Here is a 23,888-nt window from a genome sequence, read left to right on the forward strand (position 1 = left end):
CGTACACTTGTAACACAATCGAAAACTCGTTATGATGATGCAAGAGGTGAGAAAGATGGAACGATTACAGAAAGTCATCGCTCAAGCAGGCGTGGCATCAAGAAGAAAAGCAGAAGAATACATTACAGCTGGGCGAGTAAAGGTAAACGGAAAACGTGTAACAGAACTAGGGGTAAAAGTGAACCCGAATAAAGATCAAGTAGAAGTGGATGGCGTCCCATTAGATAAAGAAGAACCAGTCTATTACTTACTTTATAAACCAACAGGCTTCATTTCAACATCAAACGATGAAAAAGGTCGAAAAAAAGTAACCGATCTTATCGATGTCCCGCAACGGATTTATCCTGTAGGCCGTCTTGATTACGATACATCAGGGTTGTTGTTATTAACCAACGATGGTGATTTTGCCAATTTGTTAATGCATCCAAAATTTAAGATTGAAAAAGAATACGTTGTAAAGATAAAGGGCATACCTGATCGCAAGGAGCTAAAACAACTTGAGACAGGCGTGAAGCTTGATGATGGTGTAACAGCTCCAGCGAAAGTGAAGTTGCTTTCAAGCGATCGAAAGAAAAACACATCGATTATTCGAATCATTATTCACGAAGGGAAAAACCGTCAAGTTCGTCGAATGATGGAAGCGTTTGGCTACGAAGTAGAAAAACTAAAGCGAGAGCGATTTAGTTTTTTAACGTTAGGCAACTTAAATCCAGGTGAGTACCGTGCAATAAAAGCCATTGAAATCAAACAACTAAAAGATTTGGCTGTCACGAAACCGTCATAAAAAAGATAAAATTCACTTCTTTCCCACGTTATAATAGAAGTGTACGAAAACGTTCACAAAAAGAAGGGGGGCGCATCCGTTGAGCAAAAAAAAGCGTACAATAACTCGTCTTGCGATCTTGCTAGTTATTGCGGGTGCAATTGGCTATACGTTTTATGCCAATTCTCAATCAAATGATGGGGTCGTTCGTGCAGGGGATCAAGCTGAAAACTTTGCTTTGCGTGATTTAAATGACAATCGTTTTGAAATGGCGCAACAAGAAGGCAAAGGGGTCTTCGTAAATTTTTGGGCCACGTATTGTGAACCGTGTGAGCGCGAAATGCCGCATATTGAATCCATTTATAAAGAATACGAAGATGATGTTGAAATGATTGCGATTAATGTGGACGAGTCTGAGTTAACAGTCGATTCGTTCGTTTCTCGTCACAATTTAACGTTTCCCATTGCAATCGATAGTAGACAAGAAGTAACCCGTGCCTATGGAATTCGTCCATTGCCGGCAACACTTGTTATTGATGAGCATGGTGAAGTCCAGCACTATTATCAAGGGGAAATGACAGAAGCAATGGTAAGGGATTTATTTGAAAAGGTAGTACCCGAGGGGTAAGACGGGGGTGAGAAGATGAAAGAAGAGCACGTGACGTGTGAATGTGGTCATGTCAATAAAAAAGGAACGGACATGTGCGCGGCATGTGGAAAGCCTCTAACGGAAGAGGCAAAAACCGAAGGCGTCAATATGCGTTATGAGGGAGCCGCGATTCGTTCAAAGAAGCAAAAGCGCACAGTATTAGATCGAATTTGGGCATTTTTTTCATCGGTAAAAGTTGGCATTTGGCTGATTGTCATTTTGTTAGTTGCGTCGGCGGTTGGTACGTTATTTCCACAAGAAAACCTACGTCCTGGTCTTGAAGAAGCAGCAACGTTTTACGAGCGAGAATATGGATCGCTTGGATTGCTTTACTATAACCTTGGCTTAAATGAGCTTTACAGTTCTTGGTGGTACATAACGCTTATCATTATGTTAGCAGTCTCAATTATTGTAGCAAGTTTTGATCGTGGGATTCCGCTTTATAAAGCATTAAAAGCACAGCGGGTCACAAGACATCCGCACTTTATGACAAGGCAAAGACTATTTGCCACGACCGAAACAACGCAAGCGGCGTCTGCCGATTTAGAAAAAGTAAAGCAAAACTTAATAAAAAAGCGCTACAAGGTTCGTGAAGAAAATGGCAATCTTTTAGCAGAAAAAAACCGCTTTGCTCGTTGGGGTCCTTACGTAAATCACGTCGGGTTAATTCTCTTTCTAGCGGGCTGCCTCATGCGCTATTTGCCAGGGATGTATGTGGACGCAACGATGTGGGTGCGAGAGGGAGAGCGGGCACCAGTGCCAGAAGCATCCGAATACCTTGTTGAGAACCGTGGTTTTTCAATCAGCTATTACGATGAAGAGGACGAGCGCTTTCAAGAATCGTTTGAGCAAGGCAATTCAATTGTAACAGAGTCCTTTGAAACCGATGCCGTTCTTTATAAGCGCTCAGGAATCTTGGGCGACGATTCCATTGAACAAGTAAAAGAAAAAAACATTCTCGTTAATGATCCGTTACAGTTTGATTCATTTTCCCTCTATCAAACCGATTATCGCGAAAATGAACTTCATGAGATGACGTTTACGCTAGAGCATAAAGAATCAGCTGAAACCTTTGGTGAATTAACCATTAATTTAATTAATCCAGAAGCCGATTATGATTTAGGTGATGGCTATGCTGTTCGGCTAGTGAATTATTTCCCGAATTTCTATATGAATTCGAATAATGAGCCGTCCACCTTAAACAATATTCCGGATAATCCTTATTTTATTTTCGAGATGACAACACCAGAAACGCCTGAAGGAGAAACAAGTGTCGTCGGTATCCAGCAAAATCTTGAACCGTTAGAAGATAATGAGTATAAGATGACGTTTGTTGATGTTGATTTGGCAAATGTAAGTATTTTAACGGTACGAAAAGATGAAACGTTGCCGCTGTTAATTGCTGGAGGAAGTATTTTTATTATTGGTCTTGTACAAGGTTCGTATTGGGCTCATCGACGCATTTGGATCCAGCAGACGAACGATAAAATTTGGGTAGCAGGTCATACAAATCGAAATTGGATGTCGTTCCAAAAGGAAATGAATGAAAGCCTTCAGGACACGAATGTAAACACTCCGATTGACCAAGAAGAGCAGAAAGATTCGGAAAGCTCGAATGAAGATTCGGGGAAAAGAGGAGATAAACATGCTTAGTTTAAGTTTTAATTTACTGCTTGTTGCGTTTTTTGCGTTTTTAACGGCAACCATTTTCTTTGCTTTTTCTTTGTCGAAACAAAGAAAAGAGCAGACGCATACGCAAACAAAAGCAAGCAAATGGGGGATCGTGTTTTCAATTATTGGACTTGCGCTTTCCCTCGGTTATTTCTTTGCAAGGTGGTCTGTTTCCGGTCATGCACCAGTTAGTAATATGTTTGAATACATGACCGCATTAGCGATTGCGATTGCCCTTGCGTTTTGCATCATTTATTTTATTTACCCAAACCGAGCGGATGTTGTTGGCTTATTTACGATGCCAACGGTCATGCTGCTTATCGTGTATGCATCGACGTTTTCGACAGCGGTTGCACCTCTCGTGCCTTCGCTGCAAATGCCGCTTATGTTGAAATTACATATCATAACAACAGTAATTGGACAAGGCTTGCTCGCAATCGGTTTTGCCGCGGGTCTTGCCTATTTATTACGAACCCTTGATTTAAAGCAAAAAAGTTGGAAGCCGCGTATTATTGAATTAATGATGTACGGATTGCTTTGCGTTGTGGCTCATGCTCTTGTCGCGCACGGTTTCTCTGCAGCGAACTATGAAGCAACGTTTAGCTACATCGATGAAAATGAGCAAGAAGCAACGGTCGTGTATGAGGTGCCGCCTTTGATTGGTCCGAATGAAGGAGAGCTTCAAACAGAAGGGGCGATGGAACCACTCTTTACGGTACCAGGAAACATTGAAGCGAGTGATCTTAACACGCTAATTTGGGCTTTTGCAGTTGGTGTCGTTCTATACTGGCTCATTCGCTTGCTGCTACGTAAAAGAATTGGACTGGCGATTCAGCCGCTTCTTAAAGTGTCAAATCCATCCACTCTTGATGAATTTAGCTATCGCGCAATTGCGATTGGTTTTCCAGTTTTCGCGCTAGGTGGATTAATCTTTGCGATGATCTGGGCACAAATTGCCTGGTCAAGATTTTGGGGCTGGGATCCTAAAGAAGTATGGGCACTTATTACATTTTTGTTTTACGCCGCATACTTACACTTACGTTTAAACAAAGGTTGGCATGGAGAAAAGTCAGCTTGGCTTTGTGTTATAGGGTTTGCTATTATTATGTTTAACCTAGTGTTTGTAAACTTGGTCATTGCAGGTTTGCATTCTTACGCTTCATAATGCATCAACTATGACGGAATTGTTACAATTGTATTGTAGCAATTCTTTTTTTTCACGAATTTGTGTTCCATGATTGGCGTAATGTTTTTCAACCGTGATAGACTAAAATGGATCGCAATAAATAAAACCGCTCATGCATGTTTATAATGAAAAGAGAAGTGCACTATAGGAGGTTACTAATGGATTATCAACCAAGTATTCTTATCGTTGATGATGAAGACCGTATTCGTCGATTATTAAAGATGTACCTTGAAAGAGAAGAGTATCAAATAGATGAAGCAACAAATGGAGAAGAAGCGTTGCATAAAGCGCTAGAAGTCGATTACGATTTAATTTTGCTTGACGTTATGATGCCTGGTATGGATGGAATTGAAATGTGTCAGGAACTTCGCAAGTCAAAAGCGACGCCTGTTATGATGTTAACCGCTAAAGGCGAAGAAGCGAATCGTGTCCAAGGATTTGAAGTTGGCGCAGATGATTATATTGTAAAGCCATTCAGCCCAAGAGAAGTTGTTTTACGTGTTAAAGCACTGTTAAGACGCGCATCAGCCACACAATTTGTGCAAACAGATACGCATACGAAAGACATGCTTGTATTTGGTCCGCTTACAATCGATAATGATGCGCATCGTGTTAGTGTAAACCAACAGGAAATTAACTTAACGCCGAAAGAATATGAGCTACTCTTTTATTTAGCGCAATCACCGGATAAAGTATTTTCTCGTGAACAATTATTAAAAGATGTTTGGAATTATGAATTCTTTGGTGATTTACGAACGGTTGATACGCATATTAAGCGGCTACGTGAAAAACTAAATCGTGTCTCGCCGGAAGTATCGTCAATTATTTCAACGGTTTGGGGTGTAGGCTATAAATTTGAGGCTGTTAGCGGCTGATGCTTTGGCAAAGTGTCGTTGGAAAGCTTTGGTTAACGATTTTGCTTCTTGTCACAGTTGTCTTAACCGTTCTTATGGTCATGATGCTTCGATTTACAGAAAATAATTCGATTGAAGAAGCGGAAACGAGATTAAATAGCTATGCCAACATGGCAATATCGACTTTGGAGGGCCATGAAGAGCTTGACGGTACGTACGAATATTTAGAAACGATTAGCCGAGAATTCTCTGTCAATCTCTTGTTAGTGGACCCACAAGCTGGTGTGTGGAGCACTGCAGATGGACGAGAAGGGGAGCAAATTGCCGCTGAACTAATTCAAAATTGGTCGACGTTCGATGAGCGAGTCATTGAAACGGATAGCTACTCATTGGCAGGATCAGAGGATGAAAAAACAGAAATGATTATCTTAGGCGCACCGATAGAAGCCGGTGAGTCAGAGGCAATGATCTTTTTGTATCAGCCGTTATCGGCAATTGAAGAAGCAGCTTCTGAAACACGTAGTTTAATTTACTTGTCAGCTGGCATTGCGCTCGTTTTAACGACCATTTTTGCGTTCTTTCTCTCGTCTCGTATTACCGCACCTTTAAGAAAAATGAGGCAAGCCGCACTTGAAGTGGCACAAGGGAAGTTTCATACGAAAGTGCCGATTTTAACGCAAGACGAGATTGGTCAACTGGCCATTGCGTTCAATCGAATGCGTCGAGAGCTGAATCGCAATATTTCTGAACTGAATCAGGAAAAAGAACAACTTTCACGCATTTTACTTAGTATGGCTGATGGGGTTATTACGTTTGATAAGCATGGCCTTGTTCGATTGACAAACCCTCAAGCTGATCAAATGATGCAAATGATGTTATTTGAAGAAGGCGAAACGGATACATCCGTTAAAATGAAAGTGCCTGCACTGTTACAGCCATTGTTTGAACGAGTCGTAGAACAAGAGCATGAAGAATTGCAGGAAAAAACCGTCCAAGGACGAAGCATGGCAATCTTAATGGCGCCGCTGTATGAGGGTCAATACATTCGAGGTGCGGTTGCCGTTGTTCGTGATGTTACTGAAGAACGCAGACATGACAAGTTACGTAAAGACTTTATTGCAAATGTATCCCACGAATTACGAACGCCGATTTCGATGTTGCAAGGATATAGTGAAGCGATTGTCGATGGCGTAACGTCAACAGAAGCGGAACAAAAAGAAGTAGCGCAAATCATTTATGATGAATCTTTACGGATGGGACGCTTAGTTAATGAGCTGCTTGATTTGGCCCGTATGGAAGCAGGTTATATTGAATTAAACCTTGATGAGCTGGAGCTTCATGACTATTTAGACCGGATTGTACGGAAATTTTCTAGCTATGTAAAAACGGAAGAAATCGAAATCCAGTTGTTTCACAATGAAGGAAATTCAACCGCATCGTTTGATCCAGATCGAATTGAGCAAGTGTTAACAAACTTAATCCATAACGCTATTCGTCATACAGAAAAAGGTGGATTTGTCCACTTGAATTATGAAAAAGATGCCCAATCTCATTTATTCTCGGTGCAAGACTCTGGTTCCGGCATACCTGAAGAAGACTTACCATACGTCTTTGAACGATTTTATAAAGCTGATAAAGCGAGGACGAGACAACGAGGTGGGACTGGTCTTGGCCTCGCGATTGCGAAGAACATTGTGGAAGCCCATGGTGGAACGATCACAGTCCAAAGCAAGTTAGGAGAGGGCACTACATTTCGCTTTACAATACCTCGAAAAATTGAAGGCACTGACGAATAAAGGCGATATTTATTGTTCCATAAGAAACAAAAGAATGGTAAGCTTATCTACAAAGATTAGCTTGTATGGATGCAGCCTATAGACTGCTTAACAGGGGAAGCTAGTGAAAATCTAGCACGGACCCGCCACTGTAATTACACATGTGTAAAAGTCAGAGGACCTGCCATAAAAGTAAGCGGATTTTCTTTCGTGGACTAAAGAAACCATTGTTTAAATGAGCAATGTCATGCTGCACATGAGTTCACATGTGCAGCTTTTTCTGTCCTTCAAGGAAGGGTAAGGAGTAGAGAATGGGTCAACCTGTAACATGGATAAGGAAAGTAGGACCTTATCTTATTACCATTGCAATTGTCTTGTTTATTTTTTTATTGTCTATAAGTTATGGGAGTGTTCAAATACCGTTGCGGACCGTTTTTTTAACGATCTTACAACAAGGACTTCACATTCCTTTTAATGTTCCGTTAAATGAAGCACATACACAAATTATTATGCAAATCCGGTTGCCTCGTGTGTTGCTGGCTTTTCTTGTAGGTGCTTCGCTTGGCATGGCTGGAGCGGCGTTTCAAGGGCTATTACGAAATCCGTTAGCAGATCCATTTACGATTGGGGTATCATCAGGTTCTGCTCTAGGTGCTGTAACGGTAATTTTTTTTCAATTTTCCTTCATAGGTATGTGGACGTTACCCGTTGTCTCCATTCTATCAGGGTTAGCTACATTAATAATCGTTCTTACGTTTACACGCCTTGTGCAACGTTCCTTTGCGACAGAGACGATTATATTAACAGGGATTATTGCTAGCTCATTTCTGGGTGCTTGGCTTTCCTTAATTGTGGCATTGTCGCAAGAAGAACTTCGGCACATTATGAATTGGCTAATGGGAAGCGTCGGCATGCGAGGGTGGTCCTATGTCTACTTAATTCTGCCTTTTTTGGTTGTCGGTGCTATTCTAGTGTGGATTTGTCGAATTGAACTTGATGCCCTTATGTATGGTGAAACAAGTGCCCATCACTTAGGTGTATCAGTCAAACGAAAAAAGTTTACCATTCTTGTTGCCGCAACGTTATTAACCGGAAGTGCTGTAGCCGTTTCAGGAACAATTGGCTTTGTTGGCCTCGTCATCCCGCATATGGTTCGATTGATTTGGGGACCAAGTCATCAACGGTTATTGCCATTGGCAGGATTAACAGGCGGTGGGTTTTTAATTCTTGCGGATTTAACAGCACGCACAGTGGTTTCACCAGCTGAACTGCCAATTGGCGTCATTACAGCACTGGTCGGTTCGCCATTATTTGCATGGTTGCTTTATCGACAGAACCGCAGACGAAAAGGGGCATAAAGAATGCTAGAAGTTCAAAATCTAAACGTCGCGATTAATAAACAGCCCATTCTAACAGATCTCTCTTTTTCGGTGCAAAAAGGAGAGCTGCTTGGTGTGATTGGAGAAAACGGAAGTGGCAAAACAACGTTACTTCATAGCATAACAGGCGTTGTTCCGCATCAATCTGGAGCGATTTATTATGAAGGCCAACATCTATCTAAGATGAAAAATCGAGTTCGAGCACAAAAAATGGCTGTGTTGTCTCAAGATCGCTCGAATATGTTTCAAACAACTGTACGCAGTGTGATTGAGTTAGGACGCTATCCCTATTTAACAGGTTTACTTCCACAACGATCTGAAGACGATGAGACAATGATTAACGAGGCGATGAACGAAACTGGTGTCGCAGGCTTTGCCGATCGAACTATGGGTACGTTAAGCGGTGGGGAGCGACAACGCGTATGGTTAGCGCGCGCATTGGCGCAAAATCCAGACTTACTTTTGCTAGATGAACCGACAAACCATTTGGATTTGGCCCATCAAGTTTCCTTAATGGACCATTTGCATAAGCTTGTAAAGAAAAAACAGCTAACGGTTATGTGTATTTTACATGATGTAAATTTAGCAAGTTTATACTGTGATAAAGTGTTGTTGTTAAAAGAAGGACAAGTTCAAGGGGTTGGTCAAACAAAGGATTGGCTGACTAGCGAACAACTAACAACTCTTTTTGGAACAGCATTTTCTGAAACCATCGATTCACAAACCGGCTGTAGACAATTTACAGTCTTACCTTATTTCACAAATCAATGTAAGGAGGATTTAACATGAAAATCTATACCCGTGGTGGAGATAAAGGAAGAACGAGTGTATTAGGTGCAAGAGTGGAAAAGACGGACAAACGAATTGAAGCAATTGGATCAATTGACGAGTTGAACAGTGCAATCGGGCTAGCCATTTATCATGCAAGGCAGGAGCAACTAGCAGACATTGTGGCGGATTTAACCGTCATCTCGCATCAGTTGTTTGACTATGGTGCTGATTTGGCGAATGTGAAAGAAGAGATCCCGTTTAAAATCACCACACAACATACAACGCAACTTGAAGCAAAAATTGATGCGTATACGGAGATTGTCGGACCGCTAACACAGTTTGTTTTACCTGGAGGATGTCTAACGTCTTGTTCCCTTCATCTATGTCGAACGGAAGCAAGAAAAGCAGAACGTCGTTTGAACGAAATGAACCCGTCGGCTTCGGCAGTATTAAAAACTTATATCAATCGCTTATCAGATTATTTGTTTACGGGGGCACGATTAGCAAACAAACAAACAGGTATAGACGATGTCGCCTACGAAGGTGAAAAACAGCTAGAATCATAAAGCGATTGTTTTTATCATATAGTTCCCATGGAGTAAGAAGATATGGGAGGCTGTTATGACGGCAATTGTTGATTTTGTTAAGCGGTTAAGTATCGTATTTGTGTTAACATTTGTGATCGGTTTACTATTCTTCAGTGTAAAACTGATTGTGGAAGAAGAACGGTTTGTGCACGTAAAACAAGGAATAGGGAATCACAGTGTATTGGAAAAATCAATCGAAATTGTGCAAATGTAACAAAAGGTGGATCACTTATTTTAGCTTGTGATCCACCTTTTACGTTATGGACTACCATGATGAAATGAATAGGCCGCTTCAAAAATGATTCAAACTGATAAGTCGAGAAAGTTCTTCTCTATTCGATTCCATTATAAATCGATAACATTGACTAGTTTAATTTCCTCGAACTGCAGTAATTCATGAACAATCGTCTCTTCCACGTGCTTATCAACGTTTACTAACATAATGGCTTCGCCGCCAATTGATTTACGTCCCACTTGCATCGTTGCAATGTTCAGTTCATGTTGTGCAAGCAGCTGGCCCATTTTACCGATAACGCCGGGGCGGTCATAGTGTTGAATGTAAAGAATGTGACCTTGGGCAACGATGTCCACAGAAAATTCATTTAATGAAACAATTCGAGGACCATAATCCTTTATATACGTCGCTTTGATTTCAAACGATCTTTCTTCGCCTATCGCAACCGCATGAATTAAGTTTTCATAGCCAAAATGATCGGTTAGTTGTTTTTCCCCATAATTAATCCCGCGCTCACGAGCTATTAGCGAGGCATTGACATCATTCACCGCTGCATCCACTCTAGGTTGTAAGAAACCAGATAATAAACTGCGCGTTAATATACTTGTGTCTGTTTGCGTGGCAGAGCCACTATAATAGACGTTTATTTCTTGAACAGGAACGCGCATCAATTGTGATAAGAGCGAGCCCATTGTTTTTGCTAAATCATATTGAGGTTTAATTTTTTCATAAACTTCTTTTGATAAAGTCGGTAAGTTGATAGAATTTCGTGCTGGTTCCCCTTGTAAAAACGCTAGTACTTCCTCAGAGACTTGAGCGGCTACGTTTAATTGAGCTTCTTTCGTTGAAGCGGCAATATGAGGGGTAGCTACAACGCGCGGATGTTCAATTAATCGAACATCGGTTACTGGTTCTTCAGTAAAAACATCGAGTGCCGCGCCTGCAATATGTCCATTCTCTAAGTAATAGAAGAGCGCTTTTTCATCGATAATACCACCGCGGGCACAGTTGATCAGGTATACACCTGGTTTTGTTTGGGGAATCGTGTCCATATTTAATAACCCAGTTGTTTCCTTTGTTAAAGGAGTATGGACGGTAATAATGTCAGCCTGGCGTAAAACATCCGGCAGCTCCGCTTTTTGAATCCCTAATTTTTCGGCTCTTTCAAGGGTTAAGAACGGATCATAAACAATTACCTGCATCTCAAATGCTTTTGCCCGCTTTGCTAGCTGGGTACCAATTCGACCAAAACCAATTATACCTAGTTGCTTTTGATTTAATTCTGCACCTTGAAATAATTTTCTTTCCCATTTCCCGGCCTTTAACGATGCATTTGCTTGAGGAATATTTCGTAATAAGGAACACATCATCGCAAACGTATGCTCTGCTGTGGAAATCGTATTTCCGTCAGGAGCATTAATAACAACAACGCCATGTTTCGTTGCTGCTGGGATGTCGACGTTATCAACACCTACGCCGGCTCTTGCAATTATTTTCACATTCGGCATTCTTGTCATTAAATCTTCAGTTACAGTGGTCCCACTCCGAATGAGGAGGGCGTCATAATGATCGAGGGCATCTTCCTCGTGAATACTTTTTTGCTCAACGACAACATTCGCAGCATTTAATAGAGGTGCTAATCCTTCTTCACTCATAGAATCTGCCACTAAGACATACAACGGTTTCTCTCTGTTCATTTTCTGCTTCTCTCCCTTTAAAAAGAATAAAAAAAAACACAGCTCTCCAAGAAAGCTGTGAGGGGCGATTTAGCGCGGTACCACCCTCATTTTTATGTAAAATAACATTTACATACTCATTTATAACGGAAAACCGGAACTTATCTACTAACATTCAATAAGCCTACTTAGAAGTGCTGTTCAAGAGGGTTTCACTGATTTTCACCAACCATCAGCTCTCTGGATTCACCGGATTCTTGTTATGTCTTCATCATTGTATTTGAACTATTTAGTTTTTAGTACTGTACCATATAAAAGTTAATTGCGTCAATATAAAAATGTTCGTAAATCTACAGTTTTATTTATAAACAAAGTGATCAGTTATTAAATTTGAAGGGAAATACGAAAGCTAAGATTATGTGATGCTTTAATTATTCGTATTTTAATGGATCGCCATGAAACGGTTCTTCAGCTAACTTAATGGAATCAGTCGGACAACCATTTTTTGCATCGATGACATCATCAACGAAAACCTCAGGAATAAGCGTAATGCCTTTATTGTTATCTAAATAAACGTAAGCTAATCCTTCATCGTTATAGTCGTATACATCAGGTGCTACAGCCCCGCAAGCGCCACAGGCGATACATGTATCCATATCCACGATGGTATAGCATTTCTCTGTCATATTTGGAACTCCTCAAATACTATGTTGCTTTATATTGTAGCAGAAAATGAGCGGTTAACAATGAAAAAGCATTCGACGTTTGCTAAACTAAAGAAATGAATCCTATGGAGGTAAGCATGAAACAATCCCTTATCTTAGCCGCGCTCACTTCTTTTCGAGGCGAGCGCTCAGCAAAAGCATCGTTTCATTTGTTAAACGGGAAGCGAACCATTCAAACTGTGCAAGATGGAACATTTTTCAATAATTTATTTCTATTTGATGTGCTACCACAGTTAACGATTGAGGCGTTTCAGCAGTCCCTCGACATGCTTAAACAAGAGCAATTTATTTATGAAGAAGACCGTTTATGTCTGCATACAGAGAAAGCCAAGCGCGAAACCGAGGCATTTTTAGCGAAACATCCTTATCTCTATGCCTTAAAAGGCTGGCAATACGGGAAAGTAGAGCGTCATTTTTGGGAACGATTTGCTTTGCTCGTGCAATCCATTAGCTATTTACACGATCAACAAACCTTTGCACCAACAACATTTAACGTCTGGAACCAGCAATGGGTCCGTAAGATCTTGAAACGTCATTTTCATGATTTAGCGGCTTTACGTCAACAGCTTTATCAAGAATGTGAGACGCTGTTAACAGATGTAGAGGATCTTGATGCTAATTTATTTGTCCAGCAGTTATCACGACCAGGAAAAATCGGCTTAACGAAAGCCCAAATTGCAAGAGAGATGGGATTGGACGAAAGTGAGGTCCAGTTACGTACAAAACGATTGATTCATCGATTTTGTCAATCAGGCTATCAAGAACCTCATCGTTATCCAGTGTTAGCCACATGTTTTGATCCTGAAGAAATCAATTTACTAACTTTAACTGCTACTAAGACAGCGCACTTATACAAACAGCATCAAGACCTTGATGTGATTGCTAAAATAAGACGATTAAAGCGATCAACCATTGAAGATCACATTGTTGAAATGGTAATGGTGGATCGGTCCTTTTCCATTGCGCCGTTTGTTGATGAATCCGTTCAAGCACAAGTTGAAGCGATTGTGGCGAATCAGCAAGTGAGGTTAAAGGCGATTCGGAATCAATTAGATGATAGCGTAAGTTATTTTCAAATTCGTTTAATCCTAGCAAAGAAAGAAGGTGATACCCATGTTAGAACGTGATTTACAAAGACTATTTGGATTTACTGGGTTCAAAAAAGGGCAAAAAGAAATAATTGAATCGTTAATGGCTGGTCACGATGTGTTTGCCATGTTGCCAACAGGTAGAGGGAAATCCTTATGCTATCAACTCCCGGCTTTTCTTTCACCTGGTTTAACAATCGTCGTTTCCCCTTTACTTTCTCTCATGGAGGACCAAGTGACGCAATTAAAAAAAATAGGCCGAAAAGAGGGGGTGGCAATGAATAGCTTTTCTTCAAGAGAAGAGCGAAAAGCCATTTTACAATCACTCGATTCCTTCAAACTCATCTATTTATCGCCAGAAATGCTTCAATCGAAAGAAGTATTTGCAGCATTAGCGGATCAAAAGATTTCCTACTTCATTATTGATGAAGCACATTGTGTGTCGTATTGGGGTCACGATTTTCGAGCTGATTATTTACGATTGCGAGATGTAAAGGCATCTTTGGGGAATCCTCCCACTTTAGCAATTACTGCAACAGCAGATGAAAACGTCAGGAGGGATGTGATCAAGCAACTTCATCTTCGTGACCCGATTCACGTTCTTGATGAAGTGAACCGAAGCAATATTGCCTTATTTGTAGAGAAGGTTGAGTCTGAATATGAAAAGGTAATAAGGGTTAAAGAGCTGCTTGCTCGCTATCAGCTTCCAGGCCTCCTTTATACGCAAACGAGAGCACAAGCAGAGTGGTACAGTGAACAATTGCAGCACCACCATTCAGATTTAAAGATTGGTTTCTATCATGGTGGTATGGACAGCATGGATCGTATGCTCGTCCAAGAACAATTTATAAATAACCAATTAGACGTCATTTGTGCAACAAATGCGTTTGGCATGGGCGTCAATAAACCAGATATTCATTTTATTATTCATTTACAGCAACCTCTTGATATTGCTTCTTATGTACAAGAAATTGGTAGAGCTGGTCGCGACGGTTCGCCAAGTTTTGCCCTGGTGTTTGTTTCTCCTGAAGACCGTCACCAAGCAACGCGATTGATTCGTAATCAAATTGAAGAGCATATGAGTTTAGATATGCTGCCGCAACTGCTAGCACAACCATTTGATTCTGATAAGGAGCGCAAAGAACAATTGAAGTCAAGTTATGGCGAACAAGGTCAAACCATCTTGTTTTTACTTGAAAAATGGGGAGTAATCATAGATGATAAAGGAAGATCGTCAATCGGAACATCGATTATTGAGAAATTAAAAGTTTACTTTGAACAGCAAGAACGTATACGCCAGCAACGTTTAGGTACCATGATGGCCTATATTGACAACGACCAATTCTGTAGACGTGAGCTTTTACTACGTTCATTTAATGAATCTGTGGCTGTTCAAGCAAATTGCTGTGATCAGTGCGGGGCAACCCTTTCTCACTATAAAAAAAGGGAAGAGGTTTTACACGGGAAAAGCTTGCATTGGAAACAGGAACTTGCTCTATTGTTTCATCAAACCCAAAATCGGAAAGAAGGCGACATAAGTGAATGAACGAAAAGTAGAAGAAATCAATGAACCTCGTGAAGATCAATCGCTGCCTTCTCGTACGAATGTTCACAAGCGCAAACGAGTAAAAACGAAAAAAAAGACAACGATTTTTCTTCCACAAGTGTTATTTACACTATTTTTTGGTTTGGTAGGTTCCATATTAGTACTAGCATTCCTCTTCTTATTCTAATTCTTTTTCATTAGACATACCCTTATATAAAGGAGGGGGAGTGTTTAGGTGAGTTCAGAAACGTTTGCGACGATAACGAAAGAGTTAATTATGCGAAAGCAAAAGATGACTCAAACTGAAAAAAAAGAAAAACGGTACGCGCAATTAACGTTAGGCGCGAGCGTGTTATTCGCGGTTATGTTAAGTCCACTTGTTCGAACAGACTCCCTTTCATTGTCATCGTTTACTGCCGCGCCCCTTCAAATGGCCCTCGCAGCGGCAATTTTTGTGTTTACAGTGCAAATGATTGCTAGTAAGAGACATGCAGACAAGAAAGAAGGAGAGTTCGAAGATTTAAGACAAGAGTTCATTGATCGGCATGAAGAATTGTGGCCGGAAAAACTTTCTCAATCTGAGAAAGATGCATATTTAAAAGAAATGAACCAACGCTATGACATTAACCTATACTACCGATGTTAACGATTTAACATTTATCGCTTTTTTCTGAGATCGCGCAAATGTTCTCGTAACAACTGTTCTTCTTTTTCTGTTAAATCTGTTTCATAAAGAAAGAGTGGTTTTTTACGGTCTGTTCGCCCAAACAAATAATCAGTCGAAACATCAAACACATCAGCAATGCGATTAATTGTATCCGTGTCAGGCGTTCGATTTCCGTTTTCATAGCCTGAAATAGATACTTTCGTTACGTTGATTAATCGACCAAGTTGCTCTTGAGTTAGTTTTTGTTCTGTACGTAAGTGTTTAAGTCGTTTTGACACAATCGCCATAGCACACTTCCTTTCCATGTTTGTCCTCTCATTATAAGTTAACAAATCGCTAACGAAAATGATTGTTAACTAAATAGAAACTTATGATTTACAAATTTACCAATAGATAGTATAATCGAGTTAACTTATGGTTAATTAAAGATCGAGGTGAGCATATGCAGCGGACTAAATTAAAACAAGTGCGGTTAGAACATCATATGACTCTGGAACAAGTGGCAAAACAAATTCACGTCAGTACACCGTTTTATTGGCAAATAGAAAATGGGAAAAGAGGCTTATCCTATGAGCTTGCAGTTAAAATTGCAAACGTCTTTTCTACAACTCCTGATGCATTATTTTTAGATGAATTAAATAAAGACTAGCCTGTTTGACCTTTTTTAAAAGGTTTTTTTTTAGATTATTTCGGGTTAAAAAACCTCTATTAATATCCGATCCTTCATAAAGTAAAGTAATTACAGGTGCTGGAAAATCCGTTTTATATTTTTTTAAAAAAAGATAGGAATTCTAGACAAGAGGCTTTATAATCAGGAAGAAAGAACTTTTTCCAAAATTAAACATTATAACCGCTTTTTTACCTTATGTCTGGAGGTTTTCTAATATGAAAGGGGAAATTGCTCGTAAAGTTCAATTCCTGAGGAAAAGAGAATCGCTAACGCAAGCCGAGCTGTCTAAAGGAATTTGTACGCAAGCTCAAATTAGTAATATAGAAAAAGGAGTTTTAAATCCCTCTAGTCTTACGCTTTTCCACATTGCCCAGCGCCTTAAAGTTGATATGAATTATTTCTTTTATCAACAGCTTGATTACCCAACTCATTCTCAAGTAATTCAGAACAATTTGAGACTTTTAGCTTTAAAAGAAGATTTTCAAGCAATTCGCGATCAATTAAATACGTTACATGAAACAAATGAGGACCCATTTGCTTTATGGCATGAAGCGCTATGTCTTTATTACCTGGATGGCTTTTATGAAAAAGCGATAGAACAATTAAGCAAAGCCTATGAAAATAGTACAATGGCGAAACGATATCAGTTAAACATGTTATCGGATTTAGGGTTTATGTACGTGCAGTTAAACATTTTTGAAGAAGCTTTTTTCTGTTTTGACACATTAAGTCAAGAACTAAACAAGCAAGATGGAAACGTTGAATGCAAACGTTTATTGATTTGTGCCAATTTGGGGAAAGCATACGTCTTGTTTTCAACGCATCAATATGGTGAAGCAGAGGAATGCTGTTTAGTAGGAGAGGGTTTATGTATAGACTACAAGATTTTAGCAGGATTAAGTGAATTGTTTGATCTTCACGGTAAGAGTTTACTCAAACGTGGTGAGTATACCAAGGCATACGCGTACATAAGTAAAGCTAGAAATGTATATGCAATTGAAAATAAACAAGAGGAAATGGCTAAAATGGAGGCGTTATTAACCGTCTGTCAAAATGCATAAGTACGCATACTACCTTTGAAACGAACTGGTATTATGCTATACTAAACGTGTGAAGAAAATGCTTTCAAGGAGTGAAAGAAGGAATGAGCATGAGTGCGGGTCAATTAATTGCAATCCTAGGAATCGGTTTAACAGCTGTTGTATTAGCAATTGTCATGGCGCTATTGTTATTAAAAATGTCTCAGAATTCAGATTGAGTGCAATATGAATAGATAAAAAGAGCGGTATTCCTCAGTGGGATACCTTTTTATTTCATCCAAGGAGGAAATGGACATGCTGCATGCAATCAGTGATCGATTAGAAGCGCTTTTTCCAGAAATGGTTCAGTTAAGACGTGAGTTTCACGCGGAGCCAGAGTTATCTTACGAAGAGGTACATACTCCGAAAAAAATTGCGGAATATTTACAGAATATTGATTTAACCGTGCGGACACAAGTTGGGGGACGCGGAGTCGTCGCGACTCTCGTTGGAGAACAACCAGGAAAAACGGTCGCGCTCCGAGCTGATTTTGATGCTTTGCCGATTCAAGAGGAAACGGGCCTTCCGTTTGCTTCAAAGTACCCTGGAAAAATGCATGCTTGTGGTCATGACGGTCATACAGCAACCTTGCTTGTGCTAGCTAAAGCGTTAGCTGAACGAAAAGAAGAGCTTGTAGGAACGATTGTGTTTATTTTTCAATTTGCGGAAGAACTTGCTCCAGGAGGCGCCATTGCGATGATTGAAGACGGCTGTTTAGAGGGGGTTGATATGATTTTTGGCACACATTTATGGACGCCGATTGAAGTTGGAAAAGTAGGGTTCTCTTATGATCGTTTAATGGCAGCGGCAGACCGGTTTGAAATCAAAATAAATGGATCTGGAGGGCATGGCGCAATGCCACATCAAACAGTCGATGCTGTTGTTGTAGGCTCGGCAGTGTCACTTGCACTTCAACAAGTCGTGAGTCGAAATGTTGATCCACTTGAGCCGGCTGTAGTTACTGTCGCTTCTTTTCACGCAGGCGGGGCATTCAATGTTGTGAGCGATGTCGCGCAACTAGAAGGCACAGCGCGAACGTTTAGTACAGCAGTGCAAGACCAAGTTATCAAGCGAATGGAAGAAGTCATTAAAGGTGTTTGTGAAGCTTATGGCGCAACATATGAGTTCACGTATATAAAAGGCTATCCAGCCGTTGTGAATCATCGAATACAAACTGAATGGCTGACGCAAGCTGCAGAAGGGCTAAAAGACGCAGCAAAGATGGTTGAAGTCGCGCCTGTTATGGGAGGAGAAGACTTTTCGTACTATTTGCAAAAAGTTCCTGGTGCGTTCTTTTTCACAGGGGCAGGTAATGAGAATGAAGCTGCTATATACCCTCATCATCATCCTAAATTTACAATTGATGAAAAGGCAATGCTCATTGCAGCAAACCATTTAGGTGCAGCTGCGCTCTATGCATTATCACAGCTTAACGAAACGTCTTCTGCTGTGAAGTCAGCCAGTTCGAATGAAAGTTAAAATCGCTTTTGTGGGTTCTGTTCATTGAATATGTTATGATACTGCTATACTTTTTGTTTAGCAGTATTTTTTTATGTAAAAAATGGTTAATGAATAGGAAAAAAGGATATTAGAAGTACCAATTACAGCTGAAGTTGAAACGGTTGAACTGTCTAAGGAGCGAAATGGATATGACCTTTAAAGAAGGGAATTATAATATAAAGGCTGTCTCAAAAAAGCTCGGAATTAGACCAGGTACATTGAGAGCCTGGGAACGTCGGTATCACGTTGTGGCACCTCTTCGTAACGACAGTGGACATCGATTATATAGTGAAGAACAAGTCTTGAAACTTCAAACGATTATAGAGAAGATTAATGAAGGGTTTACGGTTAAACAAGCAGTGGAATCCTTAGAATTAAAAGGGACAAGCGAATGGCCGTATCAAGAAACAAATCATTATATAGGGCAGACGGCAAGAGAACTGACGGATGCACTGATTTCGTTTGATGAAGATAAGGCGCAAACGATTTTAAATCAAGCTTATAGCATGTATTCATTAGATCGCGTAACTATTGATTTATTTTTACAAGTAGAAAAACGCTTAAAGGAAATGGACAACTTGTCTATGCTTGATCTTCATACACAATTTATGTTCCAAATACTTGGAGCTAAGGTGAAAAATGTATCCTTAAGTCTACCATTTAGTGCTAGCATGCCAAAAGCTTTGTTGCTTACCTATAATGGTGATGCGTATTCGATTCTGTTACGCGTATTTTCATTTTATCTTAAACGAAAAGGTGTACAAGTCATTTGTTTGGATGGAGGGATTTCCGAGCAAGATGTGGAACTAGTACTTAAGAGTATAAACCCTAATCTGCTTATTCTTTCTGCAACGGATCCACTCTTTTTTGATCAAGCTGTTGAGCAGGCAAAAAAAGCGGTTCTTGAACACGGATCAATTAATCATGCAGGAATTATTGGAGACGCATTTAATCATCTCTCTGATGGAAATAAAAAACTTTATGCCGATTTCTATATTGGGAAATCAAGAGCTGACTGGGAATTATGGCTTGAGCATTTGAATTAAGTTTGAATTCAGCTAAAAACGTTGAACCATCTACTGTGCTCAGACATAAGGTATCGTATAAATGTTGAGATGGGATAGCCTGGTCATAAGGAGGTATAGGAATGCGATTAGAGCGTTTGGCTGTTGATAAGTTTAAGGTTTTTCTGACCTTTGATGATATGGAAGAGCGAGGAATAACAAAAGAAGATTTATGGCAGGATGTACCTAAAGTGCATGACTTGTTTCGAGACATGATGTTGGAAGCAGATGATGAACTAGGATTTAAAGTGGATGGCCCCATTGCAGTCGAAGTATTTGCTATGCCGGCACAAGGAATGGTTTTTATTGTAACAAAAGGATCGCAGTCCGATGATTATGATACGGATGATTTTGAAGACGGCTTTATTGAAATGCAATTGACTCTTGATGAAATTGATGAAGTGTTTTATGAATTTAAGCGTTTTGAAGATGTAGTCGGTCTCATTCCACGTTTGAAAGCCATTGATTTAGATGGTGGAGAACTTTATTCTTATCAAAATCGTTTCTTTCTGAAATTGTCTGATGAAGACTTAGAGCATGTAAATGAAGAGTCTTTGGTTGCTATTTTATCTGAATTTGGTAGCCCGGCGACAATTTCATTTCACCGCATTGCTGAGTATGGAAAGAAATTAATTGAACGCAACACGATTCACTATTTATATGCAACGTTTTATAAAAATTGACATCGAAATTCGTAAAGCTTGTTGACATGAATGTCTGCGAGCTTTTTTAGTTTATACACAGCTAAATCAATTTCATGTTCGAGTTAGATGCGAAAATGACGTACAATCGATTTAAAATGGCGAACGCGTTTGCTACAAGCGCGGCATCCGATTGGGCAGCGGATATGGCTTTAACCATTTCTGCAAATAAACAACCCCCATTGTCTTCGTGCATTAGCTTTTCTGAAGGGAGTCTTTTCCATTTAATAAGACAAATGGTGAAACAATCTTGCATATATCATTCGTGATAATGACTACTACTACTTATGACGATATTTACTCAGCTAGTAAAAAATTAAAATGAAACGGAAAGAATCTATATTTAGTTACAGAATTTTGGTAAAATAAAATAAAAAACGCACATGGGGTGGGTCTATGGATGTGCTTTTAGTTGAAGATGATCAAGCAATTGCACAAATTATCATTGATTTTATTATGAAAGAAGGTTTACATATTACATGGTGTGAAGATGGAGAAGAAGGGTTTGAATATTTGCAAAAATACCACTATAAAGTCGCAATCATTGATTTAATGTTGCCTAAGCGCGATGGTTTTTCATTATGTAAAGCGGTACGAAGATTTTCAGATATTCCGATTATCGTCGTTAGCGCCAAGCAAGCTGATGTGGATAAAATTGAAAGTTTAGAAATTGGGGCAGATGACTATGTTACAAAACCATTTAGCCCATCAGAATTAGTCGCTCGTGTAAAAGTTCAGATTAGGCGGCATCATGCATCTTATGCGTCATACTCAAGTCAGCATATACGGTTTCAAGACGTGACGATCGACAAGCGAGGTATGCAGCTGACTATAAACGATACACCTGTCATTTTAACCGCAAAAGAATATCAACTGTTTTTGTTTCTTGCTGAAAACAGAGGGATTGTATTTACAAAAGAAGAGCTATACAAACGAATCTGGAATGGTGAAAGTTTCGATAATCGGACGGTAACGGTCCACATTAAAAACTTAAGAGATAAATTAAATGACCGCAAAAAAGCGCCGCGTTTTATTGAAACGGTTTGGGGTACAGGCTATAAATTTATTGCGACGCCTACGCAATGAAACTTCGCGGACAATTAAATTTACTGCTCATCGTAACAGCAATTGTTCCGTTTATTACGACAAGCTTATTTAGTATTCAAGTTCAATATGCGGTCCAAGATCAATCTGAACTGTATGTTGAAGCGATAACGAAAGCGAAAATGATTGGCAGTAGTGTCGTCAAACAAATTGACCAAATGACAGAGCCAACGAATGAGACAATTGAAACCTTACATTATTACGGTGAGGGTGTTGAAGTGGGGTTCTATTCCTTTGATCGTCAGCTTCTTACGCAAACAGAACGTGGTTCATTTCCGACGTATCTGATGCCAACAGATCTTTTAAGCAACTTATATGAACTACAAGCAAAAGAGGGTGTATTTATTTACAAAGAACCGGTCTTTCAAGGAGATGGGTTGGAAGGGTTTTATGAAATTCGATTCATTCAAGGCGACATGCAACGAGATGCTTTGTTCATCTATACGCTAACATTTCTATTTTTTATTTGTAGTAGTGGCATTACGTTTTATATGGTTCAGCATTGGTTCAAAAAGAATATGCTCATTCCATTTACATGGATGAAAGAACAAATGCAAAGTATCGGGGATGGAAACCATGATGTGACAATGCATGGCTCTACGCATAAGCGTACGGAAGTGGGCGTACTGCTAGATGATTTTGCCATTATGACTGCTCAACTTAATGAAATTGAACAGGAAAAACGTCGAGTGGAAGGGAATCGGCAAAAGCTCATAGCGTCGATTTCTCATGATTTGCGAACACCACTCACATCGATTCACGCGTATGCGGAAGGCATGTTAGCGAATGCTGGAAAGCGTGATGAATACGCTTCCGTTATTTTATCAAAAACAAGGTATATGCAGCGATTAATAGAAGATTTACTTATGTATTCACACATACAAGCTACTAGCTTCTTGCTTGATTTACAGCAAGTTGATGCGGAAGAGCTGGCTGACACTCTTTACGACGGCTACAAAGATCAATGGACAGAGCACGAGTTTCACATTCAACTTGATCATGCGCATGTAGAACTTCTCGTCGACGTCGATCGACTGATTCAAGTCGTTGATAATCTAGTCGTGAATGCGGTTCGCTATACGCCGAAGAATGGTGCGATTACTCTTGTTGCTACGGATGATTCGCATGTGCTGGGCAAATACGGCGTGAAGCGAATGGCTGGTTATTTTTATTTCCTAGTTGTAGACACAGGCGCAGGCATTTCAAAAGAAGAACAAGCGCATGTATTTGATTCCTTTTATCAAGTCGAAAAAGCGAGGAATCAATCAAACGAAACAGGTGTAGGTTTAGGTTTAGCGATTTGTCGAGAATTAGTTCAAAAGCACGGCGGTTTAATGGGCGTTCATTCTGTCTTAGGAAAAGGGAGTGCTTTTTTCTTTTCACTTCCAATCGTCAATACCGAACAAAATGAGGGGATTACGTGAAAACTTGTTTGATGGTCTTCAGTGCTGCAGCGATCTTATTACTAGGAGGCTGTATGCTTCCTTCAAAGGATGCGCAGACACTTTTAGAAGATGCGTTTAATACAGATAGCGAGTTTATTCCGTTCGAACTAATATTAGAAGATAGTCAAGGATGGAGAACACATATTTTTGCAGCGAGTGAAACCACGCAGCGCATTGACTATTATAGAAAAGATTCGTTACGCTATACAGAACTATATGATGGGCATCGTATCTATGAAATTGATTACGAAACGAATGAAGTGATGCAGTTTGAACGCGACGGCAACATTTCAACAGGGCGTAATTATCTAGTGAATGAGATTGACTTTCTTGCAGCCACTCATGAAATTAAATATGTCGCAAGTAAAAAGAACAAATGGCTTAATCGAAAAGTTTTTCATATTGAGTTTTATCAACACGATCAGCTAGATTACGAACTTTGGGTCGATAAACACTCACTTGTTGTATTAAAACAAATTTCCCATATGAATGGTGAAACGTGGGAAATGGAAGCTACTTATTTTAAAATGAAGCCTGAATTTCCTGAAGAACTATTCGACCTTAACGACCATAATTATACAGTCGTTCAACTTGAAATGGGTAAATGACTAATCGTAAAAACAATTTTCTCGTAAGAAGAGTTGATTCGTGAAGCGGCTTTTGTTTAGAAATAATTTTTAAAAAGACGATTGGAATGGCGTGAATGTGGAATACATAGAAGGAGTAAGGCGCTAAAAGACAATGTATTAAAGG

Annotated in this window: 26 protein-coding genes, 1 riboswitch and 1 other annotated feature; of the genes, 23 read left to right on the forward strand and 3 right to left on the reverse strand. The window is 39.8% G+C overall.

Features of this window, described 5'->3' with window-relative positions; genetic code table 11:
- Positions 1–55 precede the first annotated feature (55 nt).
- The 10 genes from ACE1TH_RS05215 to ACE1TH_RS05260 all read left to right on the forward strand — a co-directional run bounded on the left by ACE1TH_RS05215 (position 56) and on the right by ACE1TH_RS05260 (position 9,849).
- Positions 56–784, forward strand: coding sequence for a pseudouridine synthase (locus ACE1TH_RS05215; RefSeq protein WP_099300908.1), 729 nt, complete (start codon positions 56–58; stop codon positions 782–784).
- A gap of 79 nt (positions 785–863) precedes the next feature.
- Positions 864–1,391 (forward strand): thiol-disulfide oxidoreductase ResA, encoded by a 528-nt coding sequence (gene resA, locus ACE1TH_RS05220; RefSeq protein WP_375078462.1) that lies wholly within the window; start codon positions 864–866, stop codon positions 1,389–1,391.
- A gap of 15 nt (positions 1,392–1,406) precedes the next feature.
- Entirely contained in the window at positions 1,407–3,065 is a 1,659-nt protein-coding gene (resB, locus tag ACE1TH_RS05225; RefSeq protein ID WP_099300906.1) for a cytochrome c biogenesis protein ResB, read from the forward strand.
- Positions 3,058–4,248 (forward strand): c-type cytochrome biogenesis protein CcsB, encoded by a 1,191-nt coding sequence (gene ccsB, locus ACE1TH_RS05230; RefSeq protein WP_099300905.1) that lies wholly within the window; start codon positions 3,058–3,060, stop codon positions 4,246–4,248. Before resB ends, ccsB begins: the two co-directional genes overlap by 8 nt.
- 179 nt (positions 4,249–4,427) lie before the next feature.
- The gene (locus tag ACE1TH_RS05235; protein ID WP_099300904.1) at positions 4,428–5,144 is read left to right on the forward strand and encodes a response regulator transcription factor; all 717 of its coding nucleotides are present in this window, start codon (positions 4,428–4,430) and stop codon (positions 5,142–5,144) included.
- On the forward strand, positions 5,144–6,919 hold the full coding sequence (locus ACE1TH_RS05240) for an ATP-binding protein (protein ID WP_375078463.1): 1,776 nt from the start codon (positions 5,144–5,146) through the stop codon (positions 6,917–6,919). The genes ACE1TH_RS05235 and ACE1TH_RS05240 overlap by 1 nt, the downstream gene beginning before the upstream one ends.
- A gap of 49 nt (positions 6,920–6,968) precedes the next feature.
- Positions 6,969–7,101, forward strand: a riboswitch (cobalamin riboswitch).
- Between the two features lie 108 nt (positions 7,102–7,209).
- Positions 7,210–8,256: a FecCD family ABC transporter permease gene (locus tag ACE1TH_RS05245; RefSeq protein ID WP_375078464.1), complete on the forward strand. Its 1,047-nt coding sequence runs from the start codon at positions 7,210–7,212 to the stop codon at positions 8,254–8,256.
- A gap of 3 nt (positions 8,257–8,259) precedes the next feature.
- Positions 8,260–9,066 (forward strand): ABC transporter ATP-binding protein, encoded by an 807-nt coding sequence (locus ACE1TH_RS05250; RefSeq protein ID WP_375078465.1) that lies wholly within the window; start codon positions 8,260–8,262, stop codon positions 9,064–9,066.
- Complete coding sequence (locus ACE1TH_RS05255; protein ID WP_099300900.1) at positions 9,063–9,614, forward strand: cob(I)yrinic acid a,c-diamide adenosyltransferase; 552 nt, start codon at positions 9,063–9,065, stop codon at positions 9,612–9,614. The genes ACE1TH_RS05250 and ACE1TH_RS05255 overlap by 4 nt, the downstream gene beginning before the upstream one ends.
- A gap of 55 nt (positions 9,615–9,669) precedes the next feature.
- A complete protein-coding gene (locus tag ACE1TH_RS05260) occupies positions 9,670–9,849 on the forward strand; it encodes a hypothetical protein (protein ID WP_099300899.1) in 180 nt (59 codons plus the stop codon).
- Between the two features lie 131 nt (positions 9,850–9,980).
- Here the strand turns inward: ACE1TH_RS05260 and serA are convergent, their stop codons facing one another.
- Positions 9,981–11,567 carry a phosphoglycerate dehydrogenase gene (serA, locus tag ACE1TH_RS05265; RefSeq protein WP_176554242.1) on the reverse strand — a complete coding sequence of 529 codons (1,587 nt, stop codon included), beginning with the start codon at positions 11,565–11,567 and terminating at the stop codon, positions 9,981–9,983.
- A 57-nt stretch (positions 11,568–11,624) separates the two neighbouring features.
- Positions 11,625–11,830: a binding site (T-box leader), on the reverse strand.
- Positions 11,831–11,977: 147 nt separating this feature from the next.
- On the reverse strand, positions 11,978–12,232 hold the full coding sequence (locus tag ACE1TH_RS05270; protein ID WP_099300898.1) for a ferredoxin: 255 nt from the start codon (positions 12,230–12,232) through the stop codon (positions 11,978–11,980).
- A gap of 116 nt (positions 12,233–12,348) precedes the next feature.
- On the opposite strand from ACE1TH_RS05270, the gene ACE1TH_RS05275 reads away from it, so the two are divergent.
- From ACE1TH_RS05275 to ACE1TH_RS05290, 4 genes are read left to right on the forward strand one after another with little or no spacing between them, the layout of a single operon-like run.
- Positions 12,349–13,398, forward strand: a complete 1,050-nt coding sequence (locus ACE1TH_RS05275; RefSeq protein ID WP_375078466.1) for a YpbB family protein — start codon at positions 12,349–12,351, stop codon at positions 13,396–13,398.
- Positions 13,385–14,905, forward strand: coding sequence for a RecQ family ATP-dependent DNA helicase (locus ACE1TH_RS05280; RefSeq protein WP_375078467.1), 1,521 nt, complete (start codon positions 13,385–13,387; stop codon positions 14,903–14,905). Before ACE1TH_RS05275 ends, ACE1TH_RS05280 begins: the two co-directional genes overlap by 14 nt.
- The gene (locus tag ACE1TH_RS05285; protein ID WP_099300895.1) at positions 14,898–15,092 is read left to right on the forward strand and encodes a hypothetical protein; all 195 of its coding nucleotides are present in this window, start codon (positions 14,898–14,900) and stop codon (positions 15,090–15,092) included. Before ACE1TH_RS05280 ends, ACE1TH_RS05285 begins: the two co-directional genes overlap by 8 nt.
- A gap of 48 nt (positions 15,093–15,140) precedes the next feature.
- Positions 15,141–15,551 carry a DUF2663 family protein gene (locus ACE1TH_RS05290; protein ID WP_099300894.1) on the forward strand — a complete coding sequence of 137 codons (411 nt, stop codon included), beginning with the start codon at positions 15,141–15,143 and terminating at the stop codon, positions 15,549–15,551.
- An 11-nt stretch (positions 15,552–15,562) separates the two neighbouring features.
- On the opposite strand, the gene ACE1TH_RS05295 is transcribed toward ACE1TH_RS05290, so the two are convergent.
- Positions 15,563–15,859, reverse strand: coding sequence for a helix-turn-helix domain-containing protein (locus ACE1TH_RS05295; protein ID WP_375078468.1), 297 nt, complete (start codon positions 15,857–15,859; stop codon positions 15,563–15,565).
- A gap of 155 nt (positions 15,860–16,014) precedes the next feature.
- On the opposite strand from ACE1TH_RS05295, the gene ACE1TH_RS05300 reads away from it, so the two are divergent.
- From ACE1TH_RS05300 to ACE1TH_RS05340, 9 genes are all read left to right on the forward strand, one after another.
- A complete protein-coding gene (locus ACE1TH_RS05300) occupies positions 16,015–16,221 on the forward strand; it encodes a helix-turn-helix transcriptional regulator (protein WP_099300892.1) in 207 nt (68 codons plus the stop codon).
- Positions 16,222–16,457: 236 nt separating this feature from the next.
- Complete coding sequence (locus tag ACE1TH_RS05305; RefSeq protein WP_375078469.1) at positions 16,458–17,303, forward strand: helix-turn-helix domain-containing protein; 846 nt, start codon at positions 16,458–16,460, stop codon at positions 17,301–17,303.
- Positions 17,304–17,576: 273 nt separating this feature from the next.
- Positions 17,577–18,800 carry a M20 family metallopeptidase gene (locus ACE1TH_RS05310; protein ID WP_375078470.1) on the forward strand — a complete coding sequence of 408 codons (1,224 nt, stop codon included), beginning with the start codon at positions 17,577–17,579 and terminating at the stop codon, positions 18,798–18,800.
- Positions 18,801–18,970: 170 nt separating this feature from the next.
- A complete protein-coding gene (locus ACE1TH_RS05315; protein WP_176554240.1) occupies positions 18,971–19,867 on the forward strand; it encodes a MerR family transcriptional regulator in 897 nt (298 codons plus the stop codon).
- A gap of 101 nt (positions 19,868–19,968) precedes the next feature.
- Entirely contained in the window at positions 19,969–20,568 is a 600-nt protein-coding gene (locus ACE1TH_RS05320; RefSeq protein ID WP_099300888.1) for a genetic competence negative regulator, read from the forward strand.
- 74 nt (positions 20,569–20,642) lie between these two features.
- Positions 20,643–20,855, forward strand: a complete 213-nt coding sequence (locus ACE1TH_RS05325; protein WP_375078471.1) for a hypothetical protein — start codon at positions 20,643–20,645, stop codon at positions 20,853–20,855.
- A 127-nt stretch (positions 20,856–20,982) separates the two neighbouring features.
- Positions 20,983–21,672: a response regulator transcription factor gene (locus tag ACE1TH_RS05330; protein WP_099300887.1), complete on the forward strand. Its 690-nt coding sequence runs from the start codon at positions 20,983–20,985 to the stop codon at positions 21,670–21,672.
- Positions 21,669–23,114, forward strand: a complete 1,446-nt coding sequence (locus ACE1TH_RS05335) for a sensor histidine kinase (protein WP_375078472.1) — start codon at positions 21,669–21,671, stop codon at positions 23,112–23,114. The genes ACE1TH_RS05330 and ACE1TH_RS05335 overlap by 4 nt, the downstream gene beginning before the upstream one ends.
- Positions 23,111–23,743 carry a LolA family protein gene (locus ACE1TH_RS05340; RefSeq protein ID WP_141556749.1) on the forward strand — a complete coding sequence of 211 codons (633 nt, stop codon included), beginning with the start codon at positions 23,111–23,113 and terminating at the stop codon, positions 23,741–23,743. Before ACE1TH_RS05335 ends, ACE1TH_RS05340 begins: the two co-directional genes overlap by 4 nt.
- The last annotated feature ends 145 nt before the right edge of the window (positions 23,744–23,888 follow it).

This window comes from Shouchella sp. JSM 1781072, assembly GCF_041949915.1.
Lineage (GTDB): Bacteria > Bacillota > Bacilli > Bacillales > Bacillaceae_D > Shouchella.

Bases quoted from the DNA above. Each gene is read 5' to 3' on its own strand.
- ACE1TH_RS05215 (WP_099300908.1), top strand. From the start codon at position 56: ATGGAACGATTACAGAAAGTCATCGCTCAAGCAGGCGTGGCATCAAGA.
- resB (WP_099300906.1), top strand. From the start codon at position 1,407: ATGAAAGAAGAGCACGTGACGTGTGAATGTGGTCATGTCAATAAAAAA.
- ccsB (WP_099300905.1), top strand. From the start codon at position 3,058: ATGCTTAGTTTAAGTTTTAATTTACTGCTTGTTGCGTTTTTTGCGTTT.
- ACE1TH_RS05235 (WP_099300904.1), top strand. From the start codon at position 4,428: ATGGATTATCAACCAAGTATTCTTATCGTTGATGATGAAGACCGTATT.
- ACE1TH_RS05240 (WP_375078463.1), top strand. From the start codon at position 5,144: ATGCTTTGGCAAAGTGTCGTTGGAAAGCTTTGGTTAACGATTTTGCTT.
- ACE1TH_RS05245 (WP_375078464.1), top strand. From the start codon at position 7,210: ATGGGTCAACCTGTAACATGGATAAGGAAAGTAGGACCTTATCTTATT.
- ACE1TH_RS05250 (WP_375078465.1), top strand. From the start codon at position 8,260: ATGCTAGAAGTTCAAAATCTAAACGTCGCGATTAATAAACAGCCCATT.
- ACE1TH_RS05255 (WP_099300900.1), top strand. From the start codon at position 9,063: ATGAAAATCTATACCCGTGGTGGAGATAAAGGAAGAACGAGTGTATTA.
- ACE1TH_RS05260 (WP_099300899.1), top strand. From the start codon at position 9,670: ATGACGGCAATTGTTGATTTTGTTAAGCGGTTAAGTATCGTATTTGTG.
- serA (WP_176554242.1), bottom strand. From the start codon at position 11,567: ATGAACAGAGAGAAACCGTTGTATGTCTTAGTGGCAGATTCTATGAGT.
- ACE1TH_RS05270 (WP_099300898.1), bottom strand. From the start codon at position 12,232: ATGACAGAGAAATGCTATACCATCGTGGATATGGATACATGTATCGCC.
- ACE1TH_RS05275 (WP_375078466.1), top strand. From the start codon at position 12,349: ATGAAACAATCCCTTATCTTAGCCGCGCTCACTTCTTTTCGAGGCGAG.
- ACE1TH_RS05280 (WP_375078467.1), top strand. From the start codon at position 13,385: ATGTTAGAACGTGATTTACAAAGACTATTTGGATTTACTGGGTTCAAA.
- ACE1TH_RS05295 (WP_375078468.1), bottom strand. From the start codon at position 15,859: ATGGCGATTGTGTCAAAACGACTTAAACACTTACGTACAGAACAAAAA.
- ACE1TH_RS05300 (WP_099300892.1), top strand. From the start codon at position 16,015: ATGCAGCGGACTAAATTAAAACAAGTGCGGTTAGAACATCATATGACT.
- ACE1TH_RS05305 (WP_375078469.1), top strand. From the start codon at position 16,458: ATGAAAGGGGAAATTGCTCGTAAAGTTCAATTCCTGAGGAAAAGAGAA.
- ACE1TH_RS05310 (WP_375078470.1), top strand. From the start codon at position 17,577: ATGCTGCATGCAATCAGTGATCGATTAGAAGCGCTTTTTCCAGAAATG.
- ACE1TH_RS05315 (WP_176554240.1), top strand. From the start codon at position 18,971: ATGACCTTTAAAGAAGGGAATTATAATATAAAGGCTGTCTCAAAAAAG.
- ACE1TH_RS05320 (WP_099300888.1), top strand. From the start codon at position 19,969: ATGCGATTAGAGCGTTTGGCTGTTGATAAGTTTAAGGTTTTTCTGACC.
- ACE1TH_RS05325 (WP_375078471.1), top strand. From the start codon at position 20,643: ATGTTCGAGTTAGATGCGAAAATGACGTACAATCGATTTAAAATGGCG.
- ACE1TH_RS05330 (WP_099300887.1), top strand. From the start codon at position 20,983: ATGGATGTGCTTTTAGTTGAAGATGATCAAGCAATTGCACAAATTATC.
- ACE1TH_RS05335 (WP_375078472.1), top strand. From the start codon at position 21,669: ATGAAACTTCGCGGACAATTAAATTTACTGCTCATCGTAACAGCAATT.